The organism is Williamsia sp. Y844, from assembly GCF_056786475.1.
On the sequence record NZ_JBXCJB010000004.1, the window covers coordinates 512,006 to 536,668 of the forward strand.

Here is a 24,663-nt window from a genome sequence, read left to right on the forward strand (position 1 = left end):
GCTCCGAGAACTTGACTTGTCGAATATTCGACACTAACGTCCGACAATATGACATTGACGGTAGGTGACGGCAAGGGCGCCGGTCAACCCTCTCCACCGACACAGCGTGTGGTGCGGACCATCGAAGTGCTGGCGGACAGCATTGACACACCCCTGCCGCTTGCCGAGATCGTCCGGCGCACGGGGTTTTCGCGGGCCACCTCCCATGCGGTCCTCGCGCAGCTCACCAACGACGGCTGGGTGACCCGCCAGGACGGCAACTTCAGCATCAGTGCCGGATTCGTCGCGCTTGTCCGGCATGCCGAACGCGGATTCCCGATGCGCCGTCTCGCGGCCTCCGCGGCCCGTGACATGGCCGACGCACTCGACATGCCGGCCTTCGTGGCCGAGCGCACCGGCGAATCGATCACTGTGACCGACGTTGTCGGCACCCCCGGACTTGAGTGGATCCGTCCCGGACGTCGCATCACCCTGCGCCCCACCGTCTGCCGGGAGTTCGTCGCATGGTCACCCTCCGATGAGATCCAGCGTTGGCTCGACGCCGCACCAGCACAGGCCCGCGCCCGACTACGCGACGTCCTCGACACCATCCGCGATCGCGGCTACGCGGTCGAACGATTGACGCCCGACCATGCACAGATGGTCGATACCCTTGCATCCCTGCGTAATTCGCCGGTGTCGGACTCGTTGCGGTCACGGGTCGACGGCCTTCTCACCGAACTGACCACCATCGACTACCTGGCAGATGAGACGGTCGGCCAGGTTGCCGTGGTCACCGTCGGCGCCCCGATCTTCGACGAGTCCGGCGCCGTGGTCGCGTCGATCGTCGCCGTGCCCGACCGCGAGATGCCTGCCGAAGAACTGCATCAGATCGGAAAAGCGGTCACCTGCGCCGCCGGCCACGTCGGGGAAGCGCACATCCGTCACGGACTCAACAGGGCTTGAGCAGGGTGTCACCACTTGCACCGGCATCCGTCGCGACCGATGCATCGGTGAGCACACCGTCGACCACCTGATAGACCGAATCCATCTTCGCGAAGTGGGTTCGATCATGAGTGACCAGCAGTGTGGCCGCCTGGTGGTCGCGGACCACGCCCACGATCAGGTCGATGATGGCGGCGCCGCGTTCTTGGTCCAGGGCGCTGGTGGGTTCGTCGACCACGAGTAGCCCAGGGTTGTTCATCAGGGCTCGGGCGAGATTGACGCGCTGACGCTGGCCACCGGAGAGTTGCCCGGGCTTCTTGTTTCGGTGTTCGGCCAGCCCGACCGCGTCCAGCAATTCCATCGCACGATCCCGCGTCTCCCGTCGGCGACCACGCGGTACCACCAGGGACTGTCCCAGATGAGCGGTCACCTCGAGCTGTTCGAGTGCGGTCAGCGACGACACCAGGTTCGGCTGCTGGAACACGAATCCGATCTCGTTGCGCCGCACCACCGCAGCATCTCGAGGGGAGAGCTCGGTGATATCGGTCCGGCTTTCGTCGGTGCACAGGAAAACGCGACCACGGTCAGGGCGGATGAGTGTCGAGGCCACAGCCAGCAGACTCGATTTTCCTGAGCCCGAGGGACCGGTGACGGCGGCTATCTCGCCGCGGTCGAGACGGAGTGATACGTCGTCGAGCGCGGTGATGCGGTGATTTTGTCCGTCAGCGAAGGTGAGCGTGACATGTTCGATGTCGAGAGCGATGTTCATCGGGTACTCCCAAGGGCAGTGAGTGGATCGGTGGTGGACACGAAACGGAGCGCAAACCCGGCGCCGAGCAACCCGAGTCCGACGAGGGCCGCCGCCGGCACGACGGTGGTGGACATGTCGACGACAAACGGGACCGCGTCGCCCATGACCTGACCGGCGGCCACCGTGATGGCCAGTCCTGCGCCGACCCCCACGACGAGGACGATCAACGCCTGGCCCAGTGCATCGCGAACGAGTGAACCGGTGCCGGCCCCAAGGGCTTTGAGAACCGCGATGTCCGGGGTCCGCTGAATGGTCCAGACCGTGAAGAACGCACCGATCACCAGCGCTGAGATCGCGAAAAGCATCACGGTCATCAACGTCAGGGACAAGTTCTCGGATTTGTAGGAACCGATCGCCTGCAGCGAATCCGACACACTTGTCGACGTCGTTCCGGCGACCCTGTCCACGGCGTCGGTGTTCGAGATCCCCGACACCGCGAGAACCGTGGCGCCTGCGGTTTGGTTCAACGCCTGCCACTCGGCCAAACCGATCCAGATCACCGGGCTGTGGCTGAACCAGTCATCGCCGCGGACCGCGCCGACGGCGAAGTGCTCGCCGCCAAACGTGACCGTGTCCCCGACTCCGACGTCGAGGTCTGACGCTGCGGGTTCGCTCAGAGCCACAGTGTGGGGTGTGGTCGGCGTGCGGCCGGTGAATCCGGCGTCGGCCCCGATCAATGCCACGGTTGCCGTCGATCCGCCGTCAGATATTGCCTTGGCTCGACTGATCCCGATCGGGTCGACCTCCCCACCGGCCCGTTCCCAGGTGGCAATCTGATCAGTGGACACGCTGGAATCGTCGAAAGACGGATCCGTTTCACCGCCAGCGAAGACCACCGTTTGAGCGGTGATCGCCTCGATGGCCGATACGTTCTGATGGCGTAGCCCGGCAGTCAGACCGCTGAGAAAACTGGTCAGCACGGCCACCATCAGGACGACGAGCGTGATCAGCACGAACCTGCCGCGCGCGGCGCGCAGGTCCCGTAGAGCGACGAACACGAGCATTCCTTTCATCGACGCCACCTTGTTGCGGCCTTGAACTCATCGTGGCTGTGGTCGGCGCCGCCGCCATCGCACGGAAGCGCCGGTCCGCGCAGGTCGAACGATCGACCGCGGCTACTTCTTTTGATGGATGCGCAGGGGTGCTGGTTGTTTACGCTCGAAGACGTGCGTCATTCGTCCCTGACCCCGGTGTTCGCGGGCCTGCAGACCTCGCTGCATGCGCTGATCGTCGCGCTGAGCATGGTGGTCGTTCTGCGCGCGCTGCTCCTCGACGAGCCGCATCCGGTGGCGGTGATCGTCCTCACGCTCGGGTTCCTCGGTACGTATCTCGTCGGCGTCGTGGTCCGCTTGCAGCGACGGGGACGAGGGGTGTGGATCGCCATCCTGACGCTGTTGTGGCTGGTCCTGATCGTGCTGACACCCGATGCCGCCTACATCGTGTTCGGACTGTTCTTTCTGTATCTGCGGGTCCTGCCCCCGCGGTGGAATCTGCTCGCGGTCGCCGCGGCCACTGCCCTCGCGATCGTCAGCACCGGGGTGCATCGGGGCTGGTCTGTTGCCGGTGTGGTCGGTCCGGTGATCGGGGCCTGCGTCGCCGTTGTCATCGGAGTGGCCTACCGGACGCTGTATCGCGAGGCCAAGGAACGGCAACGACTGATCGACGAACTCGTCGCCACTCGGGAAGTTCTCGCCGCCCAGGAACGCGCCTCCGGCACGCTGGCAGAACGTGAGCGGTTGGCCCAAGACATCCACGACACCGTCGCGCAGGGGCTGAGCAGCATCCAATTGCTGCTACACGCCGCCGAACGGGCCGACCCGCAGCACCCTGCGGTTCAAAAAATCCAGATGGCCCGCGAGGTCGCTGCCGACAGTCTCGCCGAAACCCGTCAGCTCATCGCCGAACTCACTCCGGCAGCGCTGGAGGGGCAGTCACTGGGGTCGGCAGTGCGGCGGATCTGCGCCGGAGCACAGTCGGAGACCCTGGACGTGCACACCCTCGTCGAAGGCGAGGCCGTGCAATTACCGATGCCGATCGAGGCGGCGCTGGTGCGGATCACTCAGAGCGCGATGGCAAACGTGGTGCAGCACGCGCAGGCGACACGCGTCCAGGTCACGCTGACCTACAGTGACGACGTGGTGTCACTCGACGTCGTGGACGACGGGATCGGATTCGATGTGCGGATACTCGATCAGGACCCGTCAGAATCGTTTGGTCTCAATGCAATACAGCGTCGAGTGCAGCAGCTTCACGGTTCACTCGATCTGGAGTCCGAGCCCGGGCACACCGCACTGGCGGTCTCGTTTCCGATCGCCTCGGTGAAGATGACGCGATGATCCGATTGCTGTTGGCCGACGACCACGCGATCGTGCGGGCAGGTCTGCGCGCGATCCTCGAAGACAGCGAAGACATCGACGTCGTGGGTGAGGTGGCCACCGCAGAGGCCGCGATCGCCTACTGCACCACCACCGACGTCGATCTGGTGCTGATGGATCTGAGATTCGGTGCCGGCACGTCGGGCGTCGAAGCCACCGCAACCCTGCGCGGGCTGCCGAACGCGCCACATGTGTTGGTGGTGACCAACTATGACACCGACAGCGACATCCTCAACGCCATCGAAGCCGGCGCCTGTGGCTATCTCCTCAAGGACACCCCGCCTGCTGAACTACTCGCTGCGGTTCGGACCGCAGCGGTTGGCCAGAGTGTCTTGTCGCCCGCCGTCGCCTCCAAACTCATGACGCGGGTTCGCAAACCCGAGTCGTCGTTGAGTCCAAGGGAGATCGAAGTCCTCCGACTCGTCGAGTCGGGGATGTCGAACCGGGCCATCGGCAAATCGCTGTATCTCAGCGAGACGACCATCAAAACGCACCTGGTCCACATCTACGCGAAACTCGGCGTCAATTCTCGGACCTCAGCAGTGGCGCGCGCCCGAGAAATGGGAGCCATCTGACTCGACGCGCAGTCGTCGAAGGAGCGGGTCAGCGACGTTCTTTGCGCTGCCAGAACCGGCGCCGCCTGAATCGGTGACATCCCCCTGGCTCACAGAGGGCACAGTGGGTACCCGATCGAAGGTGCTCGTGGGCAGCCTTGTCATGGCCACAAACACACTTCACGTCCGACGATTCCGACCTTGCCAACACATCACCACCGAAGACCCTCGCCCGAGCCCTTCAGGCGTCGGCAAAGCATACGTCGATCACCACCGGTCAGGACGTGAAAACCGGCCATGACCACCAGCCGGGGTTTACCAACCAAGCACTTGCTAGGTAGGGTGTCCGGTGTGACGATCCCGAGCCCCCTGAGCGCCGCCGAACTAGGTCCCGACACCTCGCCGGTGGCCTACGACGTTGTTGGCGCCACGGCATACATCACCCTCAATCGACCCGAGTTCCGCAATTCCCAGAACTCGGTGATGACCTACTCACTCGACGCCGCCTTCGGGCGCGCGGTCGACGACGCAAGCGTCAAGGTCATCGTCCTACGCGGAGCAGGCAAGCACTTCTCCGCCGGCCACGACATCGGTACGCCCGAGCGTGATGTGCATGTCAAATACCCCAACACCGCATCCCTCTACTGGGACCACACCGACCGCGTCGGTGGCGACCAGCGACTGGCCCGCGAGACCGAGGTCTACATGGGGATGTGCAGGCGCTGGCGGGAGATCCCCAAGCCGGTGATCGCCCAGATCCACGGTGCCTGCATCGCAGGCGGGTTGATGCTCGCCTGGATCTGCGACTTCATCGTCGCCTCCGACGACGCCTTCTTCTCCGACCCGGTGGCCCGGATGGGCATCCCCGGCGTCGAGTACTTTGCCCACGCCTTTGTACTCGGCCCGCGCCGCGCCAAGGAGATCCTGTTCACCGGGGAACGATTCGGCGCAGCCGAAGCCCTCGAATGGGGCATGGTCAACCACGTGGTCCCCCGCGATCAGCTCGAAGCCAAGGTCGACGACATCGCCGGACGTATCTCGGAGATGCCTCAACTCGGGCTCGCGTTGAGCAAGAAGGCCGTCAACATCTGCGAAGACCAGATGGGTCTGCGCAATGCGATGGATTCGGTCTTCGGCTGGCACCACTTCGCGCACAGCGCCAATGCCGAAGGATCCGGTGGCGACTCGCTCGGCGGAATGGATGCCAAGTCGATGAAGTCCAGCGCCGAGAAGAAGAGCTCCTGATGGATCTACTCTTCGATTCAGCAGCCGACGAATTCCGTGCCGAGGTCCGTGGCTGGCTCGACGACAACGTTCCTTCGGAACCACTCGCATCGATGGACAGTGCCGAAGGATTCGAGCAGCATCGGCAGTGGGAACGGCAGATGGCCGACGCCCGGATGTCAGTAGTGAGCTGGCCGGTCGAGTTCGGCGGTCGCGACGCACCGCTGCTGCACTGGATCATCTTCGAAGAGGAGTATTACCGCAGCGGCGCACCCGGACGGGTCAGCCAGAACGGCATATTCCTTCTTGCGCCAACTCTTTTCGAGCATGCACATCCCGATCAGCTGGCGCGGATCATGCCGCGGATGGCCCGATCCGAAGACATCTGGGGTCAGGCCTGGAGTGAGCCCGAGGCCGGCAGCGACCTCGCGTCGCTACGGTCGACCGCCACCCGCACCGACGGTGGCTGGCTTCTCAACGGTCAGAAGACCTGGAGTTCCCGCTCGAGTTTTGCCGACTGGGGCTTCGGGCTGTTCCGGTCCGACCCGGACTCGTCGCGCCACAAGGGGATCACGTATTTCATGTTCGACCTCCGGGCCGAGGGCGTGACGGTACGACCGATCAACCAGCTCGACGGCGAACCCGGTTTCGCAGAACTGTTCCTGGAGAACGTCTTTGTTCCCGATGATCCCGAATCACCCGGTGAGTCCGGCGTGATCGGAGCGGTGAACAACGGCTGGAAAGTGGCGATGAGCACGGCCGCCAACGAACGCGGCCTGTCGCTGCGTTCCCCCGGCCGGTTCCTTGCCACCACCGACCGACTCCTGGCTCTGTGGAACGACACCGACGCCGAGGCCCGCACCGGATACGGCGATCAGGTCGCCGATGCCTGGATCGGCGCCCGGGCCTATGAGCTCTCGACGTACGCCACGGTGAGCCGTCTCGCTGAAGGTGGCCAGCTCGGGATCGAGTCGTCCATCAACAAGGTGTTCTGGTCGCAGTGGGACATCGCCACGCACGAGACCGCACTCGATCTGCTCGGCGCGGATGCCGAACTCGCGCAGCGGCAGCCGTCCGGGGCCTGGATGGACGGATACCTGTTCTCACTGTCGGGACCGATCTACGCCGGTACCAACGAGATCCAGCGCAATGTGATCGCCGAACGCTTACTCGGACTACCACGAGGAGATCGCTGACATGAGGTTCCTCCTCGAAGAAGAGCACCACGACCTGGCCGCATCCATCGACTCGATGCTGGCCAAGGCCGATCTTCCCGGCGTCATCCGCTCGTGGAATGACGGCGACACCAAGCCCGGCGAGGTCGTGTGGTCCAAGCTGGCCGAGACCGGTGTCAATGCCCTGCTCATCGGTGACGAACACGGTGGTATCGGCGCAGGCGCCGTCGAGATGGTCGTCGCGGCGCAGCAACTCGGCCGCCATGCCGTACCCGGACCCGTTGCCGAAACCATTGCTGCCGTGCCGATTCTGCTGGCTGATGCCGGCGCCGTCGACCGGTTGGCAGCCTTGGCCGAAGGTGAACTCGCCACCGTCGCCTTTCCTCCGCTGGTGCCGTACGCGGTCGATGCCGCGATCGCCGGGCAGGTCTACGTGGTCGGCGACGGCATTCTCAGCACCGGCGTCGCCAGCAACCCAAGGCCGTCGGTCGATCTCGCGCGCACACTCTCGTCCGTGGACGTCGATACGGCAATCGGTCCGGTCGATCCCGGTCGCGGCTTCGACTTCGGCGCTCTGGCCACTGCCGCCCAGCTGATCGGGTTGGCCGATACGATGCTCGAACTCACCGGCGAGTATGCCAAGACCCGCAAGCAGTTCGGCCGGGAGATCGGCTCGTTCCAGGCGGTCAAACACCACCTGGCCAATGTCGCTGTTGCAGTGGAGATGGCCCGACCGCTGATCCACGGTGCCGCGCTGTCGCTGGACGGTCAGGTTCCCGATCCGCAGTTCGCCTCTCGGGATGTCTCGGCGGCGAAAGTTGCTGCCGGGCAAGCGGCCTACCTCGCTTCGCGGATCGGACTGCAGGTCCTCGGCGCGATCGGTTACACCCAGGAACACGACCTGTCGTTGTATCTCACCAAAACGCGAGCGCTGATCACGGCCTGGGGTACTCCGGCCGTTCATCGCGCGCGGGTACTGGAGGCGATCACCGCATGAGCATCTACTCCCCCGGTGTCGACACCGAAGAACAGGCAGCACTGCGTGATTCGGTAGCGAGCCTGCTCCGGCGAAGCGGTGATTCCGCCGCGGTACGGTCGGCGATGGAATCCGAAGGCCGAACCGATCGGGCGCTGTGGACCACACTCTGTGAGCAGATCGGCGTCGCCGCACTGTCGATCCCCGAAGAATTCGACGGTATCGGTGCCTCACTGACCGAGACCCATGTGGTGCTCGAAGAACTCGGTCGCACACTGTCTCCGGTTCCGATGCTCGGCTCGGCGGTTCTGGCCACCCAGGCCCTGCTCCTCAGTGCGGACACCGACGCCTGCGCCGCCACACTCCCCGCCCTCGCGTCCGGCGAGAAGACTGCGGCACTGTGCTGGGCCGATGCCGACGGATGGAATCGGCCGGGCGTCGAGGCAAGCGCCGGTATCTTGTCCGGCGCTGCCCACTATGTACTCGACGGTGAAACAGCCGACGTCCTGGTGGTTTTGGCCCGCAGCGGCAGCGTCGTCACCCTGCATGTCGTCGATGCCACCGCGGACGGCATCAGCCGTTCGCCGCGCCCGACGATGGATCCCACTCGACCGTTGACCAGCATCACCTTTGACGACGTCGACTCGACCGCCATTCCTACACCGGCTGATCTGGTGGACAGGCTGCGCGCGATCGCATACGTCGCACTGAGTGCCGAACAGGTCGGCGCTTCACGCGCAGCGCTCGATCTGACGGTGGAATACACCAAGTCCCGCAAGCAGTTCGGACGTGTCATCGGATCGTTCCAGGCGCTGAAGCACCGGATGGCCGACATGTATGCGCTCACCGAGATCGCACATTCGATCTCATACGCAGCTGTCGATGCACTCTCATCCGGTTCCGACGAAGCCCTCGACCTGGCCGCCGCGGCGCGCGTGTACTGCTCGGATGCGTTCTCACACATCGCAGGCGAGACCATCCAGCTACACGGCGGGATCGGCATCACGTGGGAACACGATGCCCATCTCTACTTCAAGCGAGCACACGGCAGTGCCCAACTCTTCGGTCTGCCGCATGAGTCACTACCTCGTTTGGCCACCGCAGCCGGCCTCTGAACTCCCTGCCGTTACCGCCGACCGAGCTCTTGCGACCAGCGGTCGTCAGGGGCCCGGTCAGCGGGACTGTAGACGCACCTTGGCGCGTTGAACGTGCTGCTCGTCCATCGGCGGCTCGACGATCTGCTCGGCGCCGGGACGTAGGCCGGCGATGGCAAGCGCAAGGTGCCGCCGCCACGCGGTATCGCTGACGCCCCTGGTGGTTTCGATGACTCCACGCAGCGCCCAGAAGATGACGTCCACGTCCGACTCTGCGGCGTCCTCGCGGATACGTCCGTGTTCTTTCGCCGATGCCAGGAGCTCCGATGCGATCCGCCGGTACTCGTTCTTGAGCGCCGTGGTCTCGTCGTCGTTCCACATGCGCGAGATGCAACCCCTGTGCGATGCCTGGATCTCGCCGGTCCCGTACATGACCTGTTCGAGACCCGAGCCGTCGGTCACGTCGAGGGCCTTGGTGGCGATCGCGACCAGATCGCTCAACAGCTGCCGAACGAGTTCGCTGATCAGTGCATCCTTGGTGGGAAACCGGCGATATAGCGTGCCGGTTCCGACTCCGGCAACCCGTGCGATCTCGTCGACGCTCGCGTCGAGGCCGCGTTCGCTGAAGACGGTTGCCGCCGCGTCCAGCAACCGTTGTCTGTTCTCGGCAGCGTCGCGCCTGAGCACTTTGTCACCGCCGGATGCCTCACGAACACTCACATCGGACCTCACTCGGATTTGTCGCCCGCCAGAGTACCGCCGGCAACCATTGCAAGCTCGGGATGCGAGAGTTCGGCAGTGTCTTCGAGATGGGTCGTCTTGTTTCGCTTCACCGCCGGGATGAACAGCGCGGCAACAGCCGCCAGACCGCCTGCGATCCCCAGCATGACAAATCCGTTCGTGTAACCGGATTCGGTCGGGACGCCCGCCGACGATGCGCCCGCAGCGACAACGCTGGCCATGAATGCCGCGCCCAACGATCCGCCGATGGTGCGGATGTTCGCATTCATTCCGCTGGCGACGCCGGTTTGGTGCGGCGGCACAGCGGCGACAACAACATTCGACATCGCCGCAAAGGCCAGCCCGAACCCGATCCCGTTGACGGCCATCGCCACGTAGATGTCGATTTCGGCCGAATGAAGAAAGGCGATCATGAAGTAGGACGTCGCGCTGATCAGCGATCCGACGATCAGAAGATTCTTGGAGCCGAAACGAGCTGCCAGACGGCCCGAGAAGAGCCCGACGGTAAACATGCCGACCGCGTTGGGCAGCAACATCAATCCCGATTCCGTGACGGTCGCACCGAATCCATACCCTGCCGAGCTGGGTGCCTGCAGGAACTGCGGCAAGAAGCCGAGTCCGGCGTACATCCCGATGCCCATCAGCAGTGCAATCAGGTTCGCAGCCCACACACTGCGGATTCGCATCATCGTCATGTCGATCAGCGGATTCGATGAGCGGGATTCGGCGATGATCCAACCGGCCAGCACAGCGGCCGCGGCCACCAGCATGCCGATCACCTTCGCCGATCCCCAACCCCACGAGGGCGCCTGACTCACGGCGAGCAGAAGCGCAACAAGCCATGCGGACAACAAAAACGCGGTGAACCAGTTGATCTTTCCGGCCGACCGGATCGGCGATTCCGGTATCAGGAAGAATGCCGCCACACCGGCGAGGCTGGTGATGATCAGTGGAATCCAGAAGAGCCAGTGGTAGCCGAGGAGGTCGACGATCGGACCGGCCAGCACGATACCGATGCCGGCCCCGACGGACACCAGTGCAGCGATCAGACCAACCGCTCCGGGCACCTTCTCTTTGGGGAACTCGTCACGGATGATGCCGAAGGCCAGGGGCAGGACTCCGCCGCCGATCCCCTGAATGGCCCGCGCAATGATCATCATCGACAACGAAGTGGCCATCGCGGCCAGGAGCGATCCGAGCGCCAACGCGACCATCGCGATCACGAACATGCGCTTCTTGCCGTGCATGTCACCGAGTCGACCCAGGATCGGTGTGAAGATCGATGCCGACAGCAGGTAGGCCGTCAGCACCCACGTGACATCGGTCTGGTTGGTTCCCAACGCCGCCTCGACGGTCGGCAGGACCGGCATCACCAGCGATTGCAGGAGGGCGAAAGCCGATACTCCGACGGTGAGGACGGCAAAAGTCACTTGATGATGCGCCCGGGCGGGTGCGGTTTCCATTCATTCTCCTGAAGACAAAAGCGGAGACGGCACTCCGGATACTGGAATGAATCTAGCACCCGAAGCGGAGACGTCGCTCCGCATAACATCAAATCAAAGGATCACAAATGGACACCCTCAGGAATCAAATGGGCCCGTTCGAGGGGTGTGGTCAGGCGAAAGCGGCGTTGACCTCGCCCTCGGTCAGGCCGTAGTCCGCCAGCGAATACTTGTGCACCGGCCGACGGTCACCGGACTGACTTTCTTCGTCAAGGGCTCGCATCGCCGCAGACGCCTCATCGCTGAAGTCCAGCCCGAATGTCCGATAAATGTCCTCCATCGTTCCCAGCGGATCTGTTCGGAAATCGCGGAAGTCGACATCGATGAATTGGGCCGGATCGTATTTGGCGCGGGCAGTGTTGAACTGGCGCAACCCGCGCGACCACAACTCCAACTGGGTCTTGCCGATCAACTCGCCCTTGAACACGGTCGACCAGCCGTCCCCGGCAGCGTCGGCCAGACTGCACATCGACGGGATGATCGTCGCCGGCGGCCGGTGCGTCTGGATGATGAGTGCGTCGGGATAGACCGCCATCAATTCGTCGAGCGCGAACAAGTGGCTGGGATTCTTCAGGATCCATCGATGCTCGGGCTCGTTCACACCGACCAACTGCAAGTTCTTCTTGTGCCTGGCGTAGGCGTTGATCCAGTCCTGCTGCTGCAGCCATTGTGAATACGTCGGCAGATATGCCAACGACTCATACGAGATCGACTTCATCGTCTGCCGGAGCAACTGCCAGCATTCCTCCACGTCGGAGGCGCTCATGTAGTGCAGGCCCATGAACTCAGGATTCTCAACGTGGTGCTGCTCGAGGCCCGACTGGATCTGCTGGAAAACCGGATTCGACTCCCAGCCCTCGCGCGGGGGTCGCGGTTGCGGGAACTCGGCGAGCCACATCTCGAGTCCCTGATGACCCGGATCGGCGGTCAGCATCCGATGCAGCGCGGTGGTGCCGGTACGCGGCAGTCCGGTCACGAAGATCGGCCGGTCCACGACGACAGAGCTGTACTGCGGGTTCGCCTTCCACGATGCCTCACTGAGCAGCCGGGCGACCAGTGCTCCGCGCAGGAAGAACCGATTCATCTTGCTCCCGAGCTCGGTCAGCCCGGCGTCGCGGACATACGATTCGAGCAGCACCCCGAGCGCCTCGGTGTAGTCGTCCTCACCGAAGTCATCGAGACCACAGGCCTTGGTCGCCGAAGCCTTGAGATCTTCGACAGTTCCGACATCAGTTCTCGTGGTCACAACAACTCCCTACACGTGGTACTCGCCGCAATTGACATCGAGCGTCTGGCCGGTGATCGCACTGGCCCAATCGGACGCCAAAAATACTGCGGCCCGGGCGATCTCATCAGGTTCAGGGAGCCTTTTGAGATCAGACTTCGACGCAGTCTGCTCATAGACCTGCTCCGGGGTGATGCCGTACTTCTTCGCGACCTCACCGAAATACCATTTCAGCTGGTCGTCCCAGATGTAACCCGGTGCGACGGTGTTGACCCGGATGCCCTTGTCACCCAGTTCCGTGGCCAGCGTCTGAGACATCGCCAGCAGCGCCGATTTGGCCAGCTTGTAGCTGCCGTATCGGGGCTCGGAATGACGGATGACCATCGAGTTGATCATCACCACCGACCCCGAGGTCTTCTCGAGTTCGTCGGTGAACGCCTTGGTCATTCTCAGCCCGCCCAGGATCGTCAGATCCAGGCTGGCCCGGATGTGATCGAAGTCGGTGCGGGCCAACGGTTTCATCGATGGCAGCGCGAATGCGTTGTTGACGAGCACATCGACTTTTCCGAACTCGGAGACGGTCGCGTCGACGAGACCGGTGACCGCGTCATCATCGGTGATGTCCGTCGGAACCTGCAAGGTGACCCCACCGGACGCGGTGATCTCGTTCGCGATCTCCTCGAGTCGCGACGCCGTGCGGGCCGCGAGGACAACCCTGGCGCCTGCCGCGGCCGCCTGCAGGCAGATCGATCGGCCCAACCCCGGTCCGACACCACCCACGACAACAACCTTGCCGTCCAGCAATCCGGTTCCCGCAGTGGCCATTCCAGAAGTTGTCATCCGAGCATCCTTTGTCCAAACCCTCGCTGGCGCTCTGCGATCCGTTCTCGCCATTGCTCGTCCGTCACGACGTTCGATTCGTGATACGGCAGATGCGCAGGCACATCGGCGATGTCGATGATCGCCACCGACGGACCGTCGGAAGCCGTCAGTGTCCGGCTGACCCGCTGCCACCGGAACTGCGCGATCCCCCGCTGCCGCCCGGTCGTCTCGATCCAATTCGCCACACCCGGACTCTTCGCGCTCACGACAAGCCGGATCATGCCGTCGGGGTCGACCTGCGCCTGCGCGGCATTCAGGCTGGTCTGATGATTGACATAGTCGAGCGAGATGTACCACATACTGCCGAGCTGAAATCCTTGATACGGCGCATCAGATTTCGGCACGGTGATGAGCATGGCCTCGTCATCGGCGAGTTCGTAGTGTCCCACCGATGAGAACTGAGTGCTCAGTCCGCCAGGGGTGAGCCGAGGCTCGGTGAGCGTGTTGACGGGGAGGTCGAGGTAAAACCACTTGGGAAAGTTGAACCAGGTGTTGATCCGCGACAACAACATCTTGCCCGCGATCTCATAGCGGCGCTTGATCTGCGCCAGTCCGGGTTCGTCCGGTGCGGTACCGACGGAGTCGACCCGTTCGATCCGGATGGACCCTTTGCGCTGATCCCAGCGGTTGTACACCTCACGGACCGCCAGCATCGACGATCCCTCACCGAGGACAAAGTAGTTGGGGCCGGGATCGGCTTTCGGTGGCCCGAAGCGCAATTCGAATGAACCGTCAGGCTCGATCTGCAGGCGCCGGTCATCAAAAGCGTCGTCTCCGCCGGGAACGTTGGCCGAGGTGTAATCGCCCTTGAGGACCTGGAAGCTCAGATCCACTGTGTCACCGCGCGTTCCGGTGATCACATACTCGGCATCAGGCACCACATTGGCGTGGTAGTACAGCGTATCCGGATTGTCGAGGCCCATCTTCGCGTAGGGACCGGTGGACGTGACCAGAAATGGATGACTCTTCGCATGCGCCCAGGCCATCTGCAGGCTTGCCTTGATACTGCCTGACAGATAGTCGAACCCTTCGGCCAGATCCTGCTCATTCCGAATGAATTCGGCTCCGGCAATCAGCTTTTCGGCCTCGGTGATCGCCTCCCTGAAGGGACCCGTCACGTCGGGGGCGAAAGGTTGTGTCATCTCTCTCCTTTGAGAAAACCCGGACACCTACAACCAGGTGTCGCCACCGTTCCAGGTCAGGAAGTTCTCCAGCTCGGCCTGCGCGGGCGTGACCCGCGGGTGCTCCGTGGACAGGTATCCGCCACGGTAGAACAACAAGGGCTTGTCCTGCAGCACTTCTCCCAAAGTCTGCACCCGCCCGATCGCGATGTAGTGGTCGCCGCCGTCGTCGACACGGTCGAGTGTGCAATCCACCCACGACAACGAATGCCTGATGACCGGTAGCCCCAGGGGCGACGGCTCCCATTCGATACCGGCGAACTTGTCGTCGCCGGGCGCACCGAACGCGGCGCTGACGGCCTGCTGACTGTTCGAGAGGACATTGACGCAGAATTTCTTGCTCTGCTCGATGGCCTTCCAGCTGCGCGACGTCTTCATCGGACAGAACAGCACCAGCGGCGGATCAAGCGACAACGCGGCAAAGGACTGGCACGCGAAACCTACCGGTGTGCCGTCGTCCGTCACCGTGGTGATCACCGTGACGCCGGTACAGAACTGCCCCATGGCGGTCCGGAACTGCCGCGCATCGAAATCGTCGGTACCTCGTGGGTGACGCAAAATCGATCGAGCTCCGCCTTCGGCTTCGTCTCCAGCCATATCAGGCGTTCTTGAATCCGATGGAGAAATCGTGGCCCCACAGACTGACGGCGGTACTCTCCCGAGCAACCCAGTCGTGATCGTCGACCTGGCGCCCCTCACAACCGAATTCGATGTCGAAACCACCCGGGGTCTTCATGTAGAACGAGTACATCAGATCGTTGACATGACGGCCGAGCGTTGCCGACATGGGCACCTTCTTGCGAAGGGCCCGGTCGTGCGCCAAGCCCACGTCGTCGGTGTTCTCCACCTCGATCATCAGGTGCACGATCCCGGTGTCATTCGGGAAGGGCAAGAACGCCAGGCTGTGATGGCGCGGGTTGCAGCCGAAGAACCGCAGCCACACCGGCGGGCTACCCGGTTCACGGCCTGCGATCTCTGCGGGCAACCGCATCGAGTCGCGCAGCCGGAAGCCGAGTACGTCCCGATAGAACTCGAGCGATGCGTTGTCGTCGTCGGTGGTGAGCACCACGTGACCCAGGCCCTGTTCGCCGGTGACGAACTTGTGCCCGTACGGACTCACGACCCGGCGGTGTTGCAGTGCCACACCATGAAACGCTTCGAGTACGTTGCCCGACGGATCGGAGAAGACGATCATCTCAACCACCTGACGGTCGGCGAGTTCGAAGTCCTTTGCCTCCCGGAATATCACACCCGCCGCCGACAGCCGATCCCGAACATCCTGCAATGCAGCAGCATTGGCGCACTCCCAGCCGGAACTGGCCAGGTGGTCGCGATCACCCGGTACGATCACCAGCCGTGCCGGGAAGTCGTCCATCCGCAGGTACACCGCACCTTCGGTGAGCCCGCTGCCCTCCGACATGCCGAGGACCTTGAGTCCGTAGTCACGCCAGGCGGCCACGTCCGTGGCCTCGATACGCATGTACCCCAGCGAACGAACGGGGCCGAAATCTTGCGTCATCGTCGATCTGCTCCTTGTGCGAGAGTTGCCGAATGTGGGTGGCTCATCAGACCATCGTGTCGCCGATCGGGATGCCGAACTCGCCGTTTCCGAACGCGACGTAGGCCCTTTCGGCATCGTTGGCGGCGTGCACGCGTCCGGCATGGGCATCGCGCCAGAACCGCTGGATGGGTGTGCCGAGATCGAGTGCGTGCGCACCCGAGTTCTCGAAGAGCCTGTCGATCGAGGCGATGGACCGACCGGTGGCCCGCACCTGATCGCGACGGGCCTTCAGCCGCAACTCCATCGGAACATCTTCGCCGGCCACCAGTAGGTTGTACTCGGCCTGCAGGTTGCCCGAAAGCTGCGTCCACGCCGCGTCGATATCACTGGCCGCCTCGGCGATCCGGACTTTGGCGAACGGATCGTCCTTGGCCTTCTCCCCCGCATACGCGGCCCGGACCCGCTTGCCCTGATGTTCGACGTGCGCTTCATAGGCACCGTAGGCCATCCCGACGATCGGGGCCGAAATGGTACTGGGATGGATTGTTCCCCAAGGCATCTTGTATACCGGCGCGGTGTTCTGCTCCAGGCCAGGGGCCGCCCCGGTACTCATCGCCCGGAAGCTGAGCATCCGGTGGTTCGGCACGAAGACATCCTTGACGTCGATCGTGTTCGAGCCGGTGCCCTTGAGTCCCACCACATTCCAGACGTCCCGGATCTCGTAGTCGGATCGCGGGATCAGGAAGCTGACAAAGTCGACCGGCTTGCCGCTCTTGATCACCGGTCCACCGAGCACCACCCAGCTGGCGTGGCCCGATCCGGACGACCACGCCCAGGACCCGTTGACCTTGTAGCCACCCTCGACGACCTCGCCCATACCCATCGGCGCATACGACGACGAGATCCGGACCGAAGGGTCCTGACCCCAGACGTCTTCTTGCGCCTGCTGCGGGTACAGCGCCAGATGCCAGTTGTGGACTCCGATGATGCCCGCGACCCATCCGGTGGATCCACACGCGGACCCGAGACGGCGCACAGCCTCGTAGAAAGTCACCGGATCGGCCTGATAGCCACCCCACTGTTCGGGCTGCAACAGCTTGAAGAAGCCGATGTCGACCAGCGATGCGATCGTCTCATCCGGGATCTGGCGCAGATCCTCTGCTTCTTGTGCGCGTTGCGCGATCTCGGGTAGCAGGGCACTGATCTTTTCCAGTACCTCTGCCCCTGCGTGCCTGCCGTCACTCATCGAGCAACTCCTCGCTGTCGTTCCACGTCTACTCAAACGAGACTAGAACACGTTCTCATTTATGTCGAGTACTGCGCGTTTACCTTGCTTTCCTGCACCGTTTCGCCAATTCCCCTGGCATCGAACCGCACTTTTTTGTAACATGTTCTACTAAGCGCCTGCGCTTAAGCGCGAGAAGCCTGTGGATACAGACAGGGTGGGCAAGCAAAAGTACGAGGGAGCAGCAGATGACCGACATCGATGGCGGCGCGATCCGCGAAATCGACACCGGAACCCCACCGACCCGCTTTGCTAGGGGCTGGCACTGCCTGGGTCTGCTGTCCGATTACGACGACGGAAACCCGCATTCGGTTCAGGTCTTCGGCACCAAGCTGGTGGTCTGGGTATCCGAAGGTGAACTGAAGATCCTCGACGCATACTGCAGGCACATGGGCGGCGACCTGTCGCAGGGATCGATCAAGGACGGCAATGTCGCTTGCCCGTTCCATGACTGGCGATGGAAGGGCAACGGCCGCTGCGCCGGCGTGCCCTATGCAAAACGCGCGCCCAAGCTCGCCAAGACGCGTTCCTGGCCGGGCATGATCCGTAACGGACAGATTTTCGTCTACAACGACCCCGAGGGCAATCCGCCACCAGACGCCGTCGTCATTCCCGAACTCGACGAATTGAACAGCGACGAGTGGACCGGCTGGACCTGGAACAAGGTGGTCATCGAAGGTTCGAACTGCCGCGAGATCATCGACAACGTCGTCGACATGGCGCACTTCTTCTACGTGCACTACTCGTTGCCGGACTACTTCAAGAACGTCTTCGAGGGTGAGACCGCAGCACAGTACATGAACTCGCATGGCCGTCCGGATGTCGACATCATGACCGCGTACGGCGACACCAAGCTCGAATCCATTGCCGCGTACTACGGTCCGGCTTACATGTTGAATCCGATGGTGCAGTACTACGGCGGTTACGCCATCGAGACGATCCTGACCAACTGCCACTACCCGATCGACAACAATTCGTTCGTGCTGATGTACGGCGTGATCGCCAAGATTCCCGAGGGTCTCACCTCCGAGCAGGCGAGCAAGATGGCTGCCAAGATCACCGCGGGCATCGAGGTCGGCTTTCTGCAGGACGTCGAGATCTGGAAACACAAGAGCCGTATCGACAATCCCTTGCTCGTCGAAGAAGACGGTCCGGTCTACCAGTTGCGCCGCTGGTACGAACAGTTCTACGTCGACAATGCCGATGTCACCGAAGAGATGACCCAGCGCTACGAGTACGAGATCGATACCACCAAGGCTGTCGAGAACTGGAATCTCGAAGTCGAAGAGAATCTGCGACTGAAGGCAGAGCGCGAGTCGGCGGGATCAACTGCCGCCGACCAGGATGCCGCAGATTCGGTATCGGCGACCTGATGTTCGATCGGTCATGAGTGCGAACTGGTCCAAAGCTCCGGATTTCACCGATCCGGAACGCAGGGCTGCAGTCCGCGCCGACACGTCCCGCGACAAGGAGCACTACCTACGCGGCGGCCTGACCGAAATCGAGTGCCGCACATGCCATGCTCACGTGCTGGTGAAGAAGTACAGCCCCCATCACACCAGCGTGCAATGGACCGCGCAGGCACGCGAACAATGCCCTGAACTCGAGGCGATTCGCGCCAAGGGCGGCAACCCGGCGATGCACCCGACCTGCCCGCGACTATCCGCGAGTATCGATCACGGCGTCAGCGAGGGCATCGTCGCCAAGGAGTCACCCGACGTCGACCCCGACGGGTATTACTGACTCCACCCCGGAAAACCAAACGCCATCCCCGCAATCTGATTGCGGGGATGGCGTTTTCGGATGGTTCGGAAGGGTTACTGCTGCTCGTCTGGTCCCGGTTGCTGACCTTCGGGATTCGGGTACGGGTTCTGACCTTCGGGAGTCTGGTTCGGATTCTCAACAGGATGTTGACCGGAGTTCTGCGGCTGACCGTAACCTTGTTGCGGCGGAGCGTATCCGCCGGGCTGCTGCGGCGGGCCGTAACCCTGTTGTTGCGGCGGACCGTATCCACCGGGCTGCTGCGGCGAACCGTATTCACCGGGCTGCCGCGGCGCGTAACCCTGTTGCGGCGGCGGACCATATCCGCCGGGCTGCTGCGGCGGACCGTAACCCGGCTGAGGCTGACCATGACCGGGGCCCTCAGACCTGACGGGCTTGGCGGTCAGCGCGAGGTAGGTGGCAAGGCCGGCAACAACAAGCGCGACAAATGCGCCGACGGTGACCAGCCACAACCCCCATCCGGCACTGACTTCGGATGTATCACCGGCGTTACCGCTGATCACAGCGGTACCCGGGTCGGAGATGAAGATCAAAGCCATGATTACCGCTATCAACCCGAGCACGGCACCTGCGACCGCCGCAATCCCGGGGAATAGGTTCACGATCAGCGCAGCGCCTGCGCCGACAACAAGCACACCGACAATCATGGTGTAGAGGCCCGGGGCACTCGTGTCGTTCTCGGCTCGGGCTTCGGCCTCTTCGATCTGGCCCGAGCTGGCATCGCTGCCACCGGCATCGATTGACACCGAACCGGTTCCGGTGATGGAGATCCCACCGTCGGCCAGATCCTGCGATGCCCAGCTGAAGAAGCTGAACACCACCATCGCCACCCCTGCAACCACCAGTGCGACACCGGCGAACTTCAGGGTCGGGTTACTGGACGACGGTGCCAGCAACGCAGTCGTCGAGGACTTCTGACCCGCCGGAGCTCCAAACGGTGGCTGGTGACCCGGCTGCTGCGGCGACTGATGCCCGCCGGGTTGGTAGCCCCCTGGCTGCCCCTGATTCGGCTGCCCGCCGGGTTCGTTGGGTGGATATCCACCGCTGTTTCCGGGTGGCGGTCCGTACGTCATGGTGTACCCCTGATCTGTCGTCCGCCCGCCGGCTCGCGGGCACAAATATGCGAAGACGCGAATACTGATCGTAACGCTCCACGACAGATCGTTAAAGGGTCATGCAATTTCCCGAAATGTCGCAAGGTGTCAGGACTTGGTTGTCGGCTCTCGGGGATCCGGGGGCGGGCGGCGACCCGGCGGCGGTGGCGGTGACTGTCGACTGCGCCGGATCGGCGGCAGCCCACGATCGACTCCCGGATTCGGAACCGGGTGCCGAACCGGGGGAAACCCTCGCGAATCATCTTGGGACGCACGCTGGTTCGGACGGTAGCGCGGGCTGGACGCCTGCGACGAGCGGTACGTCTCGGCCCCTGGGTGCGACAGGTGGCCCTCGGACGGACGACGGCCCATCCGGTCTGTCGAACTTGTCGGGCGGGCCCGATAGCCGGGTTCCGGTCGAGGGCCGTTGTTCGGACGCGGAGCGGCCGACCCGGAGTTGTGGTTCGGACGCGGAGCGGCCGACCCGGAGTTGTTGTTCGGGCGCGGAGCAGCCAATCCGTCGTCGCGGTAGCGGGGTGCGGCGGCGCGAGGACCCGCGTGCACAGGCGATTTCGTCGAGTCCCGACGAGCCGATCTGTCTGCGCCGTCAGATGTCTTGCGCACGAGCGGCCGTCGCGTGCCGCGCATCGCGACAACAACGGCAGAACACGACACCACCACTGCCACAGACGCACCGAGCGTCACCAACCAGAGTCCGAGTGCGGCAAAACCGATCCCGGCATCCCCGGTGCCGTCGAGTACCGCAGTGCCAGGGGCGAACAGATATTCAAGGGACATGAACAATCCGATCAGTGCCGGCACGGCACCTGCCAGAGCCCCGATCCCGGGGTAACGGTTGACCAACAACATCGCCCCCGACACAACAAGCAGCGCTCCGAGGCCTGCGGTGACGATGCCGGGCGAATTGCTCCGTTTATCCAGTTCGGCAGCCACCTCGGTCGCCTCGCCCAGCGTCTGGGCCCGGACGTCAGAGATCTCGAGCGTCACCGAGCCCATGCCGGTCACGGAAATGCTGAGGCCATCGTCCGAGGCAGCCGTCCAGGTGAAGAAGCTGAAGACCACCATCAGCGATCCGGCAGCCGCAAGCGCGACGCCCAGAACCCGCAGGCGCCAGTCGCTCGAACGTGCCGCGAACAACCCACCGTCACTCGGTTGCCGGCCTTTCGCAGCGCGTCCACGCGTCTGCCCCACCTCGACCGGTGCCGATCGAGGACGAGGCGCCGACGACGCCCTTCCACCGACATCTGCACGTGTCCGGTCGTACGTCATCTGCGCCCTCGTGATCAGCTCGCACTGCAGCCGACCCACGCCGGAGTCGCCAATTCGGACAGATCGTAACCCGCAAGCCCGCCGACAATGCTGATCAGCGCGCCCTTCGGTCAGATTCCGGCGTTGGCGTCCTGCTTCTTCTTGAGTTCCAGGGCTATATCGATCAGCTGGTCTTCCTGGCCGCCCACGAGTTTGCGGCTTCCGGCCTCGATCAGGATGTCGGCGGCACTGACGCCGTACTTGTCGGCATGCCCTTCAGCGTGCTTGAGGAAGGAGCTGTAGCAACCGGCGTAGCCCATCATCATCGCCGGACGATCGACCAGGCATTCAGTGGGCATAACAGGCCGGACGACGTCCTGCGCGGCATCCGCGATCTTCATGAAGTCGATACCGGTGGTGATTCCGAGTTTGTCGCACACCCCGACAAATGCTTCCACCGGGGTGTTGCCCGCGCCCGCACCGAAACGGCGCACCGAACCGTCGATCTGCTGAGCGCCTGCCCTCACGGCCGCAATTGAATTGGCCACCGCGATGTCGAGATTCTCGTGTCCGTGGAATCCGATCTGCGCGTCTTCGCCGAGCTCTGCTCGCAGCGCCGAGACCCGATCCGACACCTGTTCGAGCACCAGGGCGCCTGCCGAATCGACCACGTAGACACACTGGCAACCGGCGTCGGCCATGATCCGTGCCTGCTTGGCAAGCACTTCCGGTGGCTGACTGTGCGACATCATCAGGAAGCCGACGGTCTCCAGACCGAGCTCACGGGCGAGGCCGAAGTGCTGAATCGACACATCGGCCTCGGTGCAATGGGTGGCGATCCGGCAGATCTGTGCACCGTTGTCCTGCGCGGCGCGGATGTCGTCCTTGATGCCCAGGCCAGGCAGCATCAGGAATGCGATCTTGGCGGACTTCGCCGTCTCCACCGCGGCCCTGATCAGTTGCTGCTCCGGTGTTTTCGAGAAACCGTAGTTGAAGGAAGAACCGCCGAGACCATCACCGTGCGTCACCTCGATGACCGGGACCCCGGCGCCGTCGAGAGCGCCGACGATGTCGCGGACCTCCTGCTCGGTGAACTGGTGCCGCTTGTGGTGGCTGCCGTCACGCAAGGACGAGTCCGTGATGCGGATGTCGAGGGTGTCGCTGTACTTACGAGGATCGTTGATACCGAACATTACTCAGACCCCTACCTTTTTCTGTGCTGCGGCCAGTTTCAGTTTCGCGATCTCTTCGCCGACCTTGGTGGCGGCGGCGGTCATGATGTCGAGGTTCCCGGCGTACGGGGGCAGGAAGTCGCCGGCACCTTCGACCTCGACGAAGATCGACACGCGGGCCATCCCGCCGTTGCCGACACTCGGCGCATCGAACTGGGGATCCTGCAGCAGCCGATATCCCGGCACGTACTCCTGGATCTCCTTCTCCCGCTTGTGAATCGCCTCGGCGATCGCGTCGATGTCGGCGTCTTCGGGGATGGCACAGAAGATGGTGTCACGCATGATCATCGGCGGATCGGCGGGGTTGAGGATGATGATGGCCTTGCCGCGTTCGGCACCACCTATCGTCTCGATGCCGCGGGAGGTGGTCTTGGTGAACTCGTCGATGTTGGCGCGGGTACCCGGGCCTGCCGACTTCGACGACACCGACGCGACGATCTCCGCGTAGACCACCGGGACCACCGACGAGACGGCGTGCACCATCGGGATGGTGGCCTGTCCGCCGCAGGTGATCATGTTCGTGTTCGGTGCATCGAGATGCTCGCGCAGGTTGGCAGGCGGCACCACCGCGGGTCCCACCGCCGCGGGCGTCAGGTCGATGGCGGTGATGCCGGCGGCCTCGTACTTGGGCGCGTACTCGCGGTGCACGTACGCAGACGTGGCCTCGAAGATGAGGTCCGGCTTCTCGGCCGACGCCAGTAGTTCGTCGGCGCCTCCCGACATCGTGATCAGCCCATGGTCGGCGGCCCGTTTCATGCCTTCGGACTCGGCGTCGATACCCACCATCCACCTGGGTGAGATGACCTCTGAGCGTGCGAGTTTGTACATGAGATCGGTGCCGATATTGCCCGATCCGATGATTGCGGCGGTGATCTTGTCAGCCACGTGTACTCCTAACGTTGGACTGTGTCGGTGGCGAAAATCAATCGGCGATGTCGCATCTTTCTAGCTGAAATCCAAAGTCACACTTCCTAACCCGACAAAGTCGGCAACAAAGTGATCCCCGGAACGAATATCGATCGCACGGGTCGCGGTTCCGGGCAAGATCACATCACCCTTGCGCAATCTGACCCCAAAACTCTCGACCTTCCTGGCCAGCCACGACACCGCGTTGAGCGGATGCCCGAGGACCGCACTGGAATTGCCTTCGGCGATCAGCTCGCCGTTGCGGTGCAGGGTGGCGTCGATGTTGCCGGTGTCGATATCTGCAATCCGAACCCGCTGCTCACCGAGTACCCAGCCGCAGGAGGAGGCGTTGTCGGCGATGGTGTCGGGTAGGGAGATCTTCCAGTCCCGGATCCGGCTGTCGATGAGCTCGATGGAGGGAACCACCCATTCCACCGCCGCGATCACGTCTTCATTGGTGCATCCGGCGCCGGGCAGATCTTCTCCGAGGATGAACCCCACCTCCACCTCGACACGGGGGTAGCAGAACTTCGTCGCGTCGATCGGCGTGTGCTCGTGGTACTGCATCACGTCGAGCAGATGTCCGTAGTCGGGCTCGTCGACCCCCATCATCTTTTGCATCGCCTCGGACGCCAGCCCCACCTTGTGCCCGGCGATCGTGGCACCGGCGGCCAGCCGCTTCCGAATGTTGATCAGCTGGATCTCGTATGCATCGGTCACGTCGAGATCCGGGTACGCCGCGGCCGGTGGATCGATGGCGGCAGCATGCAGCTCGGCGTCCGCCAAATCGTCGGCGATCTGCTGGCGCAGCCGGTCGGAGATCGTCACCACTTGCCTCACTTCTGGAGTTCGAGCGAAATAGAACGTGTTTCGGTTTTGACCCTCTGAAGGCCTCGCCAACCCATTCCGGGCTGGTATAGCCTGCCTCTT

The 24,663-nt window shown here is 63.2% G+C and carries 24 protein-coding genes; 9 read left to right on the forward strand and 15 right to left on the reverse strand.

The annotated features are described in order from the left end of the window. The first annotated feature begins 48 nt into the window (after positions 1 to 48). Entirely contained in the window at positions 49 to 945 is an 897-nt protein-coding gene (locus tag AC1TQG_RS23535; RefSeq protein WP_482140759.1) for an IclR family transcriptional regulator, read from the forward strand. Here the strand turns inward: AC1TQG_RS23535 and AC1TQG_RS23540 are convergent. Next, on the reverse strand, positions 932 to 1,693 hold the full coding sequence (locus tag AC1TQG_RS23540) for an ABC transporter ATP-binding protein (RefSeq protein ID WP_482140761.1): 762 nt from the start codon (positions 1,691 to 1,693) through the stop codon (positions 932 to 934). The genes AC1TQG_RS23535 and AC1TQG_RS23540 overlap by 14 nt on opposite strands. Further along, entirely contained in the window at positions 1,690 to 2,739 is a 1,050-nt protein-coding gene (locus AC1TQG_RS23545) for an ABC transporter permease (protein WP_482141447.1), read from the reverse strand. The genes AC1TQG_RS23540 and AC1TQG_RS23545 overlap by 4 nt, the downstream gene beginning before the upstream one ends. A gap of 162 nt (positions 2,740 to 2,901) precedes the next feature. On the opposite strand from AC1TQG_RS23545, the gene AC1TQG_RS23550 reads away from it, so the two are divergent. The 6 genes from AC1TQG_RS23550 to AC1TQG_RS23575 all read left to right on the forward strand — a co-directional run bounded on the left by AC1TQG_RS23550 (position 2,902) and on the right by AC1TQG_RS23575 (position 9,154). Continuing rightward, complete coding sequence (locus AC1TQG_RS23550; RefSeq protein WP_482140763.1) at positions 2,902 to 4,071, forward strand: sensor histidine kinase; 1,170 nt, start codon at positions 2,902 to 2,904, stop codon at positions 4,069 to 4,071. After that, the gene (locus tag AC1TQG_RS23555) at positions 4,068 to 4,685 is read left to right on the forward strand and encodes a response regulator (RefSeq protein ID WP_482140765.1); all 618 of its coding nucleotides are present in this window, start codon (positions 4,068 to 4,070) and stop codon (positions 4,683 to 4,685) included. Before AC1TQG_RS23550 ends, AC1TQG_RS23555 begins: the two co-directional genes overlap by 4 nt. Before the next feature lie 321 nt (positions 4,686 to 5,006). Next, positions 5,007 to 5,909 carry an enoyl-CoA hydratase gene (locus AC1TQG_RS23560; protein ID WP_482140767.1) on the forward strand — a complete coding sequence of 301 codons (903 nt, stop codon included), beginning with the start codon at positions 5,007 to 5,009 and terminating at the stop codon, positions 5,907 to 5,909. Then, entirely contained in the window at positions 5,909 to 7,084 is a 1,176-nt protein-coding gene (locus AC1TQG_RS23565; RefSeq protein WP_482140769.1) for an acyl-CoA dehydrogenase family protein, read from the forward strand. Before AC1TQG_RS23560 ends, AC1TQG_RS23565 begins: the two co-directional genes overlap by 1 nt. Position 7,085: 1 nt before the next feature. Continuing rightward, positions 7,086 to 8,060, forward strand: a complete 975-nt coding sequence (locus AC1TQG_RS23570; RefSeq protein ID WP_482140770.1) for an acyl-CoA dehydrogenase family protein — start codon at positions 7,086 to 7,088, stop codon at positions 8,058 to 8,060. Then, the gene (locus AC1TQG_RS23575; protein WP_482140772.1) at positions 8,057 to 9,154 is read left to right on the forward strand and encodes an acyl-CoA dehydrogenase family protein; all 1,098 of its coding nucleotides are present in this window, start codon (positions 8,057 to 8,059) and stop codon (positions 9,152 to 9,154) included. The genes AC1TQG_RS23570 and AC1TQG_RS23575 overlap by 4 nt, the downstream gene beginning before the upstream one ends. 57 nt (positions 9,155 to 9,211) lie before the next feature. Here the strand turns inward: AC1TQG_RS23575 and AC1TQG_RS23580 are convergent, their stop codons facing one another. The 8 genes from AC1TQG_RS23580 to hsaA form a co-directional block, all read right to left on the reverse strand. Continuing rightward, entirely contained in the window at positions 9,212 to 9,853 is a 642-nt protein-coding gene (locus AC1TQG_RS23580) for a TetR/AcrR family transcriptional regulator (protein ID WP_482140773.1), read from the reverse strand. 8 nt (positions 9,854 to 9,861) lie between these two features. Continuing rightward, complete coding sequence (locus tag AC1TQG_RS23585) at positions 9,862 to 11,337, reverse strand: MFS transporter (protein ID WP_482140775.1); 1,476 nt, start codon at positions 11,335 to 11,337, stop codon at positions 9,862 to 9,864. A 151-nt stretch (positions 11,338 to 11,488) separates the two neighbouring features. Beyond that, complete coding sequence (locus AC1TQG_RS23590) at positions 11,489 to 12,622, reverse strand: sulfotransferase family protein (RefSeq protein ID WP_482140777.1); 1,134 nt, start codon at positions 12,620 to 12,622, stop codon at positions 11,489 to 11,491. 9 nt (positions 12,623 to 12,631) lie between these two features. Further along, a complete protein-coding gene (locus tag AC1TQG_RS23595) occupies positions 12,632 to 13,441 on the reverse strand; it encodes an SDR family oxidoreductase (RefSeq protein ID WP_482140779.1) in 810 nt (269 codons plus the stop codon). Beyond that, the gene (locus AC1TQG_RS23600) at positions 13,438 to 14,625 is read right to left on the reverse strand and encodes a hypothetical protein (RefSeq protein WP_482140781.1); all 1,188 of its coding nucleotides are present in this window, start codon (positions 14,623 to 14,625) and stop codon (positions 13,438 to 13,440) included. The genes AC1TQG_RS23595 and AC1TQG_RS23600 overlap by 4 nt, the downstream gene beginning before the upstream one ends. Before the next feature lie 27 nt (positions 14,626 to 14,652). Further along, the gene (gene hsaB / locus AC1TQG_RS23605; RefSeq protein ID WP_482140783.1) at positions 14,653 to 15,261 is read right to left on the reverse strand and encodes a 3-hydroxy-9,10-secoandrosta-1,3,5(10)-triene-9,17-dione monooxygenase reductase subunit; all 609 of its coding nucleotides are present in this window, start codon (positions 15,259 to 15,261) and stop codon (positions 14,653 to 14,655) included. Between the two features lies 1 nt (position 15,262). After that, positions 15,263 to 16,183, reverse strand: a complete 921-nt coding sequence (gene hsaC / locus AC1TQG_RS23610; RefSeq protein WP_482140785.1) for an iron-dependent extradiol dioxygenase HsaC — start codon at positions 16,181 to 16,183, stop codon at positions 15,263 to 15,265. 46 nt (positions 16,184 to 16,229) lie between these two features. Beyond that, on the reverse strand, positions 16,230 to 17,411 hold the full coding sequence (hsaA, locus tag AC1TQG_RS23615) for a 3-hydroxy-9,10-secoandrosta-1,3,5(10)-triene-9,17-dione monooxygenase oxygenase subunit (RefSeq protein WP_482140787.1): 1,182 nt from the start codon (positions 17,409 to 17,411) through the stop codon (positions 16,230 to 16,232). 227 nt (positions 17,412 to 17,638) lie between these two features. Between hsaA and AC1TQG_RS23620 the strand changes: the two genes are divergently transcribed. Together AC1TQG_RS23620 and AC1TQG_RS23625 are read left to right on the forward strand one after the other, a co-directional pair. Continuing rightward, the gene (locus AC1TQG_RS23620) at positions 17,639 to 18,823 is read left to right on the forward strand and encodes a 3-ketosteroid-9-alpha-monooxygenase, oxygenase component (RefSeq protein ID WP_482140788.1); all 1,185 of its coding nucleotides are present in this window, start codon (positions 17,639 to 17,641) and stop codon (positions 18,821 to 18,823) included. Between the two features lie 13 nt (positions 18,824 to 18,836). After that, positions 18,837 to 19,193, forward strand: coding sequence for a hypothetical protein (locus AC1TQG_RS23625; RefSeq protein ID WP_482140790.1), 357 nt, complete (start codon positions 18,837 to 18,839; stop codon positions 19,191 to 19,193). A 74-nt stretch (positions 19,194 to 19,267) separates the two neighbouring features. Here the strand turns inward: AC1TQG_RS23625 and AC1TQG_RS23630 are convergent, their stop codons facing one another. From AC1TQG_RS23630 to AC1TQG_RS23650, 5 genes are all read right to left on the reverse strand, one after another. Beyond that, entirely contained in the window at positions 19,268 to 20,305 is a 1,038-nt protein-coding gene (locus tag AC1TQG_RS23630) for a hypothetical protein (RefSeq protein WP_482140792.1), read from the reverse strand. 129 nt (positions 20,306 to 20,434) lie between these two features. Then, positions 20,435 to 21,616 (reverse strand): hypothetical protein, encoded by a 1,182-nt coding sequence (locus tag AC1TQG_RS23635; protein WP_482140794.1) that lies wholly within the window; start codon positions 21,614 to 21,616, stop codon positions 20,435 to 20,437. Between the two features lie 110 nt (positions 21,617 to 21,726). Beyond that, positions 21,727 to 22,788 (reverse strand): 4-hydroxy-2-oxovalerate aldolase, encoded by a 1,062-nt coding sequence (gene dmpG / locus AC1TQG_RS23640; RefSeq protein ID WP_482140796.1) that lies wholly within the window; start codon positions 22,786 to 22,788, stop codon positions 21,727 to 21,729. A gap of 3 nt (positions 22,789 to 22,791) precedes the next feature. Beyond that, positions 22,792 to 23,712 (reverse strand): acetaldehyde dehydrogenase (acetylating), encoded by a 921-nt coding sequence (locus AC1TQG_RS23645; protein ID WP_482140798.1) that lies wholly within the window; start codon positions 23,710 to 23,712, stop codon positions 22,792 to 22,794. A 60-nt stretch (positions 23,713 to 23,772) separates the two neighbouring features. Further along, on the reverse strand, positions 23,773 to 24,561 hold the full coding sequence (locus tag AC1TQG_RS23650; RefSeq protein ID WP_482140800.1) for a 2-keto-4-pentenoate hydratase: 789 nt from the start codon (positions 24,559 to 24,561) through the stop codon (positions 23,773 to 23,775). Positions 24,562 to 24,663 lie beyond the last annotated feature (102 nt).

Excerpts from the sequence above, each read along its gene's own strand:
- AC1TQG_RS23535 (WP_482140759.1), top strand. The coding sequence starts at position 49 with ATGACATTGACGGTAGGTGACGGCAAGGGCGCCGGTCAACCCTCTCCA.
- AC1TQG_RS23540 (WP_482140761.1), bottom strand. The coding sequence starts at position 1,693 with ATGAACATCGCTCTCGACATCGAACATGTCACGCTCACCTTCGCTGAC.
- AC1TQG_RS23545 (WP_482141447.1), bottom strand. The coding sequence starts at position 2,739 with ATGCTCGTGTTCGTCGCTCTACGGGACCTGCGCGCCGCGCGCGGCAGG.
- AC1TQG_RS23555 (WP_482140765.1), top strand. The coding sequence starts at position 4,068 with ATGATCCGATTGCTGTTGGCCGACGACCACGCGATCGTGCGGGCAGGT.
- AC1TQG_RS23565 (WP_482140769.1), top strand. The coding sequence starts at position 5,909 with ATGGATCTACTCTTCGATTCAGCAGCCGACGAATTCCGTGCCGAGGTC.
- AC1TQG_RS23570 (WP_482140770.1), top strand. The coding sequence starts at position 7,086 with ATGAGGTTCCTCCTCGAAGAAGAGCACCACGACCTGGCCGCATCCATC.
- AC1TQG_RS23575 (WP_482140772.1), top strand. The coding sequence starts at position 8,057 with ATGAGCATCTACTCCCCCGGTGTCGACACCGAAGAACAGGCAGCACTG.
- AC1TQG_RS23585 (WP_482140775.1), bottom strand. The coding sequence starts at position 11,337 with ATGGAAACCGCACCCGCCCGGGCGCATCATCAAGTGACTTTTGCCGTC.
- AC1TQG_RS23595 (WP_482140779.1), bottom strand. The coding sequence starts at position 13,441 with ATGACAACTTCTGGAATGGCCACTGCGGGAACCGGATTGCTGGACGGC.
- AC1TQG_RS23600 (WP_482140781.1), bottom strand. The coding sequence starts at position 14,625 with ATGACACAACCTTTCGCCCCCGACGTGACGGGTCCCTTCAGGGAGGCG.
- hsaB (WP_482140783.1), bottom strand. The coding sequence starts at position 15,261 with ATGGCTGGAGACGAAGCCGAAGGCGGAGCTCGATCGATTTTGCGTCAC.
- hsaC (WP_482140785.1), bottom strand. The coding sequence starts at position 16,183 with ATGACGCAAGATTTCGGCCCCGTTCGTTCGCTGGGGTACATGCGTATC.
- hsaA (WP_482140787.1), bottom strand. The coding sequence starts at position 17,411 with ATGAGTGACGGCAGGCACGCAGGGGCAGAGGTACTGGAAAAGATCAGT.
- AC1TQG_RS23620 (WP_482140788.1), top strand. The coding sequence starts at position 17,639 with ATGACCGACATCGATGGCGGCGCGATCCGCGAAATCGACACCGGAACC.
- AC1TQG_RS23625 (WP_482140790.1), top strand. The coding sequence starts at position 18,837 with ATGAGTGCGAACTGGTCCAAAGCTCCGGATTTCACCGATCCGGAACGC.
- AC1TQG_RS23630 (WP_482140792.1), bottom strand. The coding sequence starts at position 20,305 with ATGACGTACGGACCGCCACCCGGAAACAGCGGTGGATATCCACCCAAC.
- AC1TQG_RS23635 (WP_482140794.1), bottom strand. The coding sequence starts at position 21,616 with ATGACGTACGACCGGACACGTGCAGATGTCGGTGGAAGGGCGTCGTCG.
- dmpG (WP_482140796.1), bottom strand. The coding sequence starts at position 22,788 with ATGTTCGGTATCAACGATCCTCGTAAGTACAGCGACACCCTCGACATC.